The organism is Novipirellula sp. (assembly GCF_041583735.1).
Taxonomy (GTDB): domain Bacteria; phylum Planctomycetota; class Planctomycetia; order Pirellulales; family Pirellulaceae; genus Novipirellula.
Map to the genome: position 1 here is coordinate 1 of NZ_JBFHFD010000451.1, position 7065 is coordinate 7065.

Annotated in this window: 4 protein-coding genes; 2 read left to right on the top strand and 2 right to left on the bottom strand. The window is 54.7% G+C overall.

Annotated features, from left to right (window positions below; genetic code table 11):
* Together ABX962_RS25450 and ABX962_RS25455 are read left to right on the top strand one after the other, a co-directional pair.
* Positions 1-1136, top strand: a 1136-nt coding sequence (locus tag ABX962_RS25450) for a DUF1553 domain-containing protein (protein WP_372723521.1), incomplete at its 5' end; no start/stop codon positions are given.
* A gap of 9 nt (positions 1137-1145) precedes the next feature.
* Positions 1146-2492, top strand: a complete 1347-nt coding sequence (locus ABX962_RS25455; protein WP_372723523.1) for a c-type cytochrome domain-containing protein — start codon at positions 1146-1148, stop codon at positions 2490-2492.
* 193 nt (positions 2493-2685) lie between these two features.
* On the opposite strand, the gene ABX962_RS25460 is transcribed toward ABX962_RS25455, so the two are convergent.
* Positions 2686-5430: a serine/threonine protein kinase gene (locus ABX962_RS25460; RefSeq protein ID WP_372723525.1), complete on the bottom strand. Its 2745-nt coding sequence runs from the start codon at positions 5428-5430 to the stop codon at positions 2686-2688.
* The coding region (locus ABX962_RS25465; RefSeq protein ID WP_372723527.1) for a hypothetical protein at positions 5427-7065 on the bottom strand (1639 nt) is incomplete at its 5' end. The genes ABX962_RS25465 and ABX962_RS25460, both read right to left, overlap by 4 nt.

Sequence of the window (7065 nt, forward strand, 5' to 3'; positions counted from 1 at the left end):
ACGACGAATTCGCCAAACAATTGCTGACCGCCAGCGGCAGCACTCTGGCGAACCCGCCTGCGACTTTCTATCGTACCTCGACTGACATGAACGAATGCGGGGAAACGATTTCGCAGGTGTTTTTGGGGGCAAGATTGCAGTGTGCAAAATGCCACAATCATCCGTTCGAACGTTGGACCCAAGACAACTATTACGGACTCGGCGCCTTTTTCAATCGGGTGCAGCGACGCAACACCGAACGGCCCGGCGAGATGTTCATCTACACCAGTTTTTCGGGTGACGTGACACAACCCCGGACTGGCCAAGTCATGGCTCCGTGGTTGCCACAAACTGGCACGATCGAATCAAGCAATGATGTGGACCGTCGCGATGCGTTCGCCGCTTGGTTAGTCAACCCGGACAATCCCTATTTTGCCAGGATCGAAGCGAACCGGATTTGGAGCCAACTTTTTGCACGCGGGATTGTCGATCCGATCGACGATTTTCGCGACTCGAATCCACCTTCGAATGCACCACTATTGGATGCACTGGCAAGAGATTTTGTCGACAGTGGATACGATCGCAAACACTTGTTGCGTGTGATCTTGAACAGCCGCACGTATCAGGCCAGCTATCAAACGAGCGAGTTCAACGCCGACGACACCAAGTATTTTTCGCATCAAGAACCGCGGTTGCTCAGTGCCGAACAACTGCTCGATGCGATCAATCGTACCCTGGACTTGAAGCAGACCTATGGCAGTCTGCCGGCGGGCACTTTGGCGACTCAATTGCCAGCTCCGGACGTTGTGAAGGTCGATTTTTTGAAAGTGTTTGGGCAACCCGAACGCAGCACCGTTTGTGCCTGTGAGCGAGCCGATGATTCCAATTTGGGGATGGCGATTGAATTGTTCAATGGTCCGGTGATCCACGAGAAACTGCGTGACGCCAACAATCGTTTCCGCAAATCGTTGGCTGCTGGCAATTCGGTGGACGAAGTTGTCCGCGAGCTTTACTTGGCGGCCGTATGCCGCCCACCGAGCGAGATTGAATTGAAAGCCGCAGTTGAACATTGCAGCAAAAATCCCGATCCGGTCGCCGGAGTCGAGGACGTGTGTTGGGCTTTGTTCAACACCGACGAATTTTTGTTTCAGCATTGAAAGCACCTTATGAAATACGTCATCGTCATCATCGCTGCGCTGTCCAGCCTGCTGTTGTCTCGCGCCGAGGCATTGAGCGAGGAAGTGCCGCCCGTGAGTTTTCGTAGCGATATCGCGCCCATATTGCTTGATCGCTGTTTGGCGTGTCATGGTGCTAAGAAAGCCGAAGGCGGCTATCGAGTCGACACCTACGCAGAGTTGCTCAAGCCGGGTGACTCTGGCGAACCGCCGATTGCCAAGTCCGCCGATCAAGTCAGCGAGTTATTGCGGCGAGTGGTTTGTGAAGATGAGTTCGAGCGGATGCCGGCCGAGAGCGAACCACTCACGGCTGAGCAAATCGAATTGCTCAAAAACTGGATCGCAGGCGGCGCAAGTTTTGACGGCGACGATCCCAGCGGATTGCTGTCGTTGGTCATTCCAGCGGTGCAGTACGCCGATCCGCCGCAGGTCTACGCTCAAGCGGTCCCGATCACGGCAACCGTGTTCTCGCCTGATGGAACGCAGCTCGTCACGGGGGGTTATCACGAGTTGGCGATCTGGAACACGGCCGATGCGAGTCTCGTGCGGCGGATCAAAAATGTCGGACAACGTGTGTTCGCTTTAGCGTTTTCGCCCGATGGTCGAACGCTGGCCGTCGGCTGTGGCGAACCAGGACGCAGTGGCGAAGTGCGATTGATCGATTTTGCTACTGGCGAGATCAAAGGGGTTGTCGCCAGAACCAACGATGTCGTCTTGGACCTAGCGTATCGACCTGGGGCAGATGAGCTAGCGATCGCCGCAGCCGACGCTTCGATTCGCATTGTGAATGTCGCAACGCTAGAAGAGATCCGCACCATCGCCAGCCATGCCGACTGGGTAACCGCCGTAGCCTGGAGTGATGATGGCACGCGGCTAGCGTCGGCCAGCCGCGACAAATCGGCCAAGGTTTATGATGGTGCATCCGGAGAGCTGATATCCAGTTACACCGGCCACGGAGCTGCCGTGCGTGGCGTTTCCATTTTGGCTGAAAACAAGCAAGTCGTCTCGGTAGGTACGGACGGCAAAATGCATCGTTGGGACATCGACGGTGCCAAGAAGGTGGTCGAGGTCGCCATCGGCGGCGAAGGATTCAAGTTGATTCGCAACGGAAACCGACTGTTGGTTCCGTGCTCTGACAAACGGCTGCTCAACATCGACTTAAGTAACAACACGATTTCCCAGCAGTACACAGGGCACAGCGACTGGGTGCTCGCGGTGTGCAGCCAAACCGGCGAAACCAACGACGGTTGGATCGCCAGCGGATCGATGAACGGCGAAGTCAGACTCTGGAACACCGCCGACACCACCCTCATCCGCAGCTGGATCGCCAAGCCGTAATGGGCGGGCGGCGTGGGCGCCAATCCGTCATCCTATTGGTTAGGACACGAGATCATTCACCGCCACGCGAGAGCGAAATCAATTCTGCCGTTGTCGTCCCAGGTTTAGCAGCCCCCACCGCCTTGGGACAAACCAGATCGAATTCGGAAACTTAGCACCGGCGGCATCCTCGAACTCGCTCAACATTGCAAGTTCATTCTTGCATCAGAATTGCATCGAGGTTGTTGCGATCGGTGAACTCGCGAAGGTTGGCTACGAAATCGTCGACCGAGACGTAAACACGGTTCGGCCGATGCTGTAGCGGGTGCAAGACAAGTTTGTGATCCGCACGCTGAACGAAGTGAGAATGGTCCGCTGTCGCCAACCCTCGCACATAGCGAATCGATGGGATCAGTGGCAACGAGTGCAGCGAAACCAACTCCGTCGGTGTCCCATCCTCAGACTCGGCAACCGACACCACGTCCAACTGGTCGCGATCGATGCAAACGAGATGCCCCGTGATGGAATCAGGAAAGACGTCACTCAATTCCCTCCCCGTTTCCATCCCCATCCCGCCGCCGGGCATAGGCATCACCATCGTCGCTTGGCGGACGAGTGGGGATGAACCGACACCACTTCCATCGGGCATCCGCCGCAAACGAATCGGCATCGTTTGTTTTCGCTGGCTCATCGCTTTCGCATCATGCGACTGCAGTGACACAGGTTCGACCGACACGGCTTGTTCTTTAATCGTCCCGATCGCGGTACCATCTGAAAAGAACAGCGAAGTCAAATTCCACACCGAATCAACATTCCCGAGCTCAAAGGTGTGAACAATCGGCAGAGCGTCTTGGGAACGAAAGTCAATGCAAACGATCTGTAACTGCGGCGCGGTTTTATTTGAGAAAACCGCAAACGTCAACGTCGAGTAGGGATCACATTGTGTTTCCAACAACATGATTGCGTTACCGGTGCGGGCGTCTGCGTCAGCATCGTCTTTGCGCTGCCAAACCAAGGTTTTAGTTTGAAGGTCAAACAAGCCAATCGAGTCTCCGTTTTGCGACGAGACCAACGCATACAAATTTCCAGCGACAAACCGCATCGCGTTCACGTTCTGCGATAGCCGATGATCGTGTTTGATTTGAATCAGATCGTCTGCGACATGGTAGGTCGTGATCCGTTGCGAGCTTCCCTTGTGGTCCCAGCCGATGGCAATGTCATTACCATCGGCGGAAATCGCGGTGGCAGTGATCTCTGATCGAGCGTTGCGTATTTCGTCGGGTGCAGGCAGAGGAACCACCCGATGCCTTTCCTTATTGATCCAGACACCGTGGCCCCCTCTTGAAAATGCGGCCAACGCAGCAGCACTGGGACTCGAGACCACTTTTTCAACGTCGAACGGGACATCGAACGTCTGAGTGCGTGGCGTTACGCTTCCCTGAAACGCGATCATCGAGAGATGGTGATACAAGAACCCACGGAAATCATCGTGAACTGCAGAAAGCGATAGTTCCATTTCGTCCCAGTTCGAGGCTTGCATCGAGGTGATGGCGGCTTCAATCGCTTCGCGGCTTTCATTGGCAGCGATCTGTTTCGTAAAACTAAGTAATCGTGACCGCTCGGCGGTGGATTGTTCACTGAGTGACTGTAACCGAATATTGGCTGCCTTTGATTTGACAATCGACATTTGCAGGGCATGCATTTTCTGCTTGGCATCCGCCTCGAGCTTCTTTGATTTTTCGATCATCGCCAACCTTTCAAGCTGAGTCGCTTCGGCGTTGTTTCGCAACTGGATCGAAAGCGATTCGGCACGCTGCACTGCCGCCTGCCGCAGTCGTAGCGTCTCGATCAACGCGGTCAGCTCTCTTTCGCTTTTTCGCAACGCATTCGATTCGAGATTGAGTTGGGTCTCGCTTTGAATCAACCGTTTGCTTTGCAGGTTGGCCGATCGCCAATTGGCCGTCACCAGCAAAATAGCGGACACAAGCACCGACACAAAAAGCCCACTCAAGACTCGCATTGTCGGATTGCGTTTGCCCCACAATCGCCATCGTTCCCATTGGCTGGATGCTTTGGCCAGCAAGGGACGATTGTCTAAATAATGGCTCAAATCCTCGGCAAACGCGGCAGCGGTTTGGTAGCGATCCCTTGGGTCACGGCAAGTCGCTTTGTCAACAATCGCCTGCATCCGCGGATTGTGGTAATACCCCAGCGAAATTAGCGGCGGTGGGCCACGATGGACGACCGCGTCAAGAATCGCTGCGGGCGTTCCGCTAAAAGGACAACTCCCCGTCAACCGATCAATCAACAACATCCCCAACGAGTAAACGTCCGCAGCAACGCTTGCGGGCGACTGTCCCGACGCGCATTCCGGTGCCATATAGGCGGGCGTGCCGTTGATCTCAATTTCAACCGAGGCGACGTGATCATCGCGAACCGCAACGCCGGAATGAGTCAAAAGACGGGCGCTGCCAAAGTCACAGAGGTACGGTTCTCCATCTGCATCGACCAACACATTCTCGGGTTTGATGTCGCCGTGGGCCCAGCCTTGTTCGTGAATGTAATGAACCGCCAAGGCCAATTTACGCATTCGCGACACCTGCTCGCGTTCGCTCGCACGCGAGGACTCGGCTGCCCAATCACTTCCCTCGATCGCCTGCTGGACCAATCCCATCGCCGATCGCGTTTCGAAAAAGTCATAAGCGGCAACAATGTGGGGATGCCGCAATCGACACGCCAGATCGACTTCACGTCTGCCTCGGTGACGAGAATCGGAATCAAGCTTGACGCTTGCCGCGACCGCGTCGGTTCTGGACGTGCGAATCGAAATCAGTTTAATGGCGACCTCGCGATGCAGTTCCTGATCCTTGGCCAGCACGACATGGGCCGTACGCCCGGTCCCCAATTTACGGTTGAATTGGAATCGCGATGGCAGCTCAATTTTGACATCGTTGCTCACGGATCCGCCTCCAGACTCGGCTCGTCCCCTGGATCCCGCACCGCCACAGGAACGAGATGTTCCATGTCAACAAACTCGATCGAGTTTGAATTTTTGCGAAACAAATAGCGAGCGTCCGCAGTCAATTGCATCGATTTGCCGATTCCTTCGTGCTCCAGCGATGCTATGGCATGAAAATCATCTTTGCCAATTTCGCCAAACATCAATTCACCTTCGTCGGCATAACAGGTGACCCAGCGAAGTGTCGGGGCAAAGCGGTGGAGCGGTATTTCGGATTGCCAAACTAAAGGGCCTCGAAGTCGGTTGATCGTTGCGGAATCAACCACCAAAACGCTGCTGCCGACACGGTTGCGAGTTGCAAGGACGGCAGCGTCCTCGGTCATCGGTTCGGATATTTCGGAAGGCACAATCCATGTCGATCGCGAACTTCCCGGTCGCTCTCGAAGCGAGAGCGAACTCGCACCGATCTGCCCCCGGTTCAATGTCCACCAATCCTGACTGGTGACAAACACTTTCGTTGGCAAGATCGTATTTGGGTCGCGATTGGAGATTGGCACCATGATCGTCATGATCTCATTGTGAGGGGCTTTGAGGGGCAACCCCGGACGCGGCCTGGCACGCAGACCCACTTGATAACTTGCCATGATAGCAAGGTGATGTTTTCCAGACTCGGAATAGACATCACCGATCGACGGTGTCTCGATCCGAATAATCTCTGCAGATCCCCACGTCTGACTTCGATCGTTGAGAAATCGTTGGAGCGCTAGTTTTGCAGAAGTGTCGTTATACCGCTCCCAAATCACACCCGGTTTGTCGCCATTCATTCGCATCAAACGGAACGAATCAAACCACTCGTTCGCATGACGATCGATCAAGGGGCTCTCTAATTTGCGTTGTTCTTCGGCACGTTTGATTCGTTGCAATCGAGCGGCGACTCGGTAATTGACAGCGGATCCTGACTGCATCAACTCGTAGGGATTCGAAACACTGACGGCCGCATAGACCGTCCCATGCCGTGGATGAACGATCATCTGATCGATGCTCCACAATGAATTCGCCGGTGGAGATACCGCATACAGTAGCTCCTCAAAAGGCTGCTGATTTGCCACCGTCGTCCATCGTGAAATGCGGCTCGCCGATGCAAGCGTCAGCGATCCGCGTTGTTCGCTGAAGCACACATCGTTGACCGATCCAATCACGCCGATGTCGACCGCTGACGCCGAGGCAAAATCGATCATCAACAACTTGGTCGTCGACTGCGCCGCCTGAAACAACAAAAACTTGTCAGGCGAATCGGTGGTACCCCAATGCCATTGTGGCGTCCCAAAGTCGTTTCCTAATAAAGACAAGTCGATTGTGCGAACTTTGATCTTCGCTTGCCGTTGATCGGCGAGCGAGGACAGAACCGCTGTTTCCCAGCCTTGAAGCGATTCGGGTATTTCATTCAGTTTGCGTCTCGCTTCCTCAAAACTCTCTGATTCGATCGCTTGGCGAACCCCTTGCAGCCGTTCCTTTAGCAATTGGTCGGCTTCGCTTCGCAAACGCATGGCAACCAACGCCTGTTTTGTTTCCGAGACGGTGGTCGCGGTGCCTGCGATCTCCTGATGAAGTTCTGCGATCTTCGTCTCTTCCGCT

Bases quoted from the DNA above. Each gene is read 5' to 3' on its own strand.
- ABX962_RS25455 (WP_372723523.1), top strand. From the start codon at position 1,146: ATGAAATACGTCATCGTCATCATCGCTGCGCTGTCCAGCCTGCTGTTG.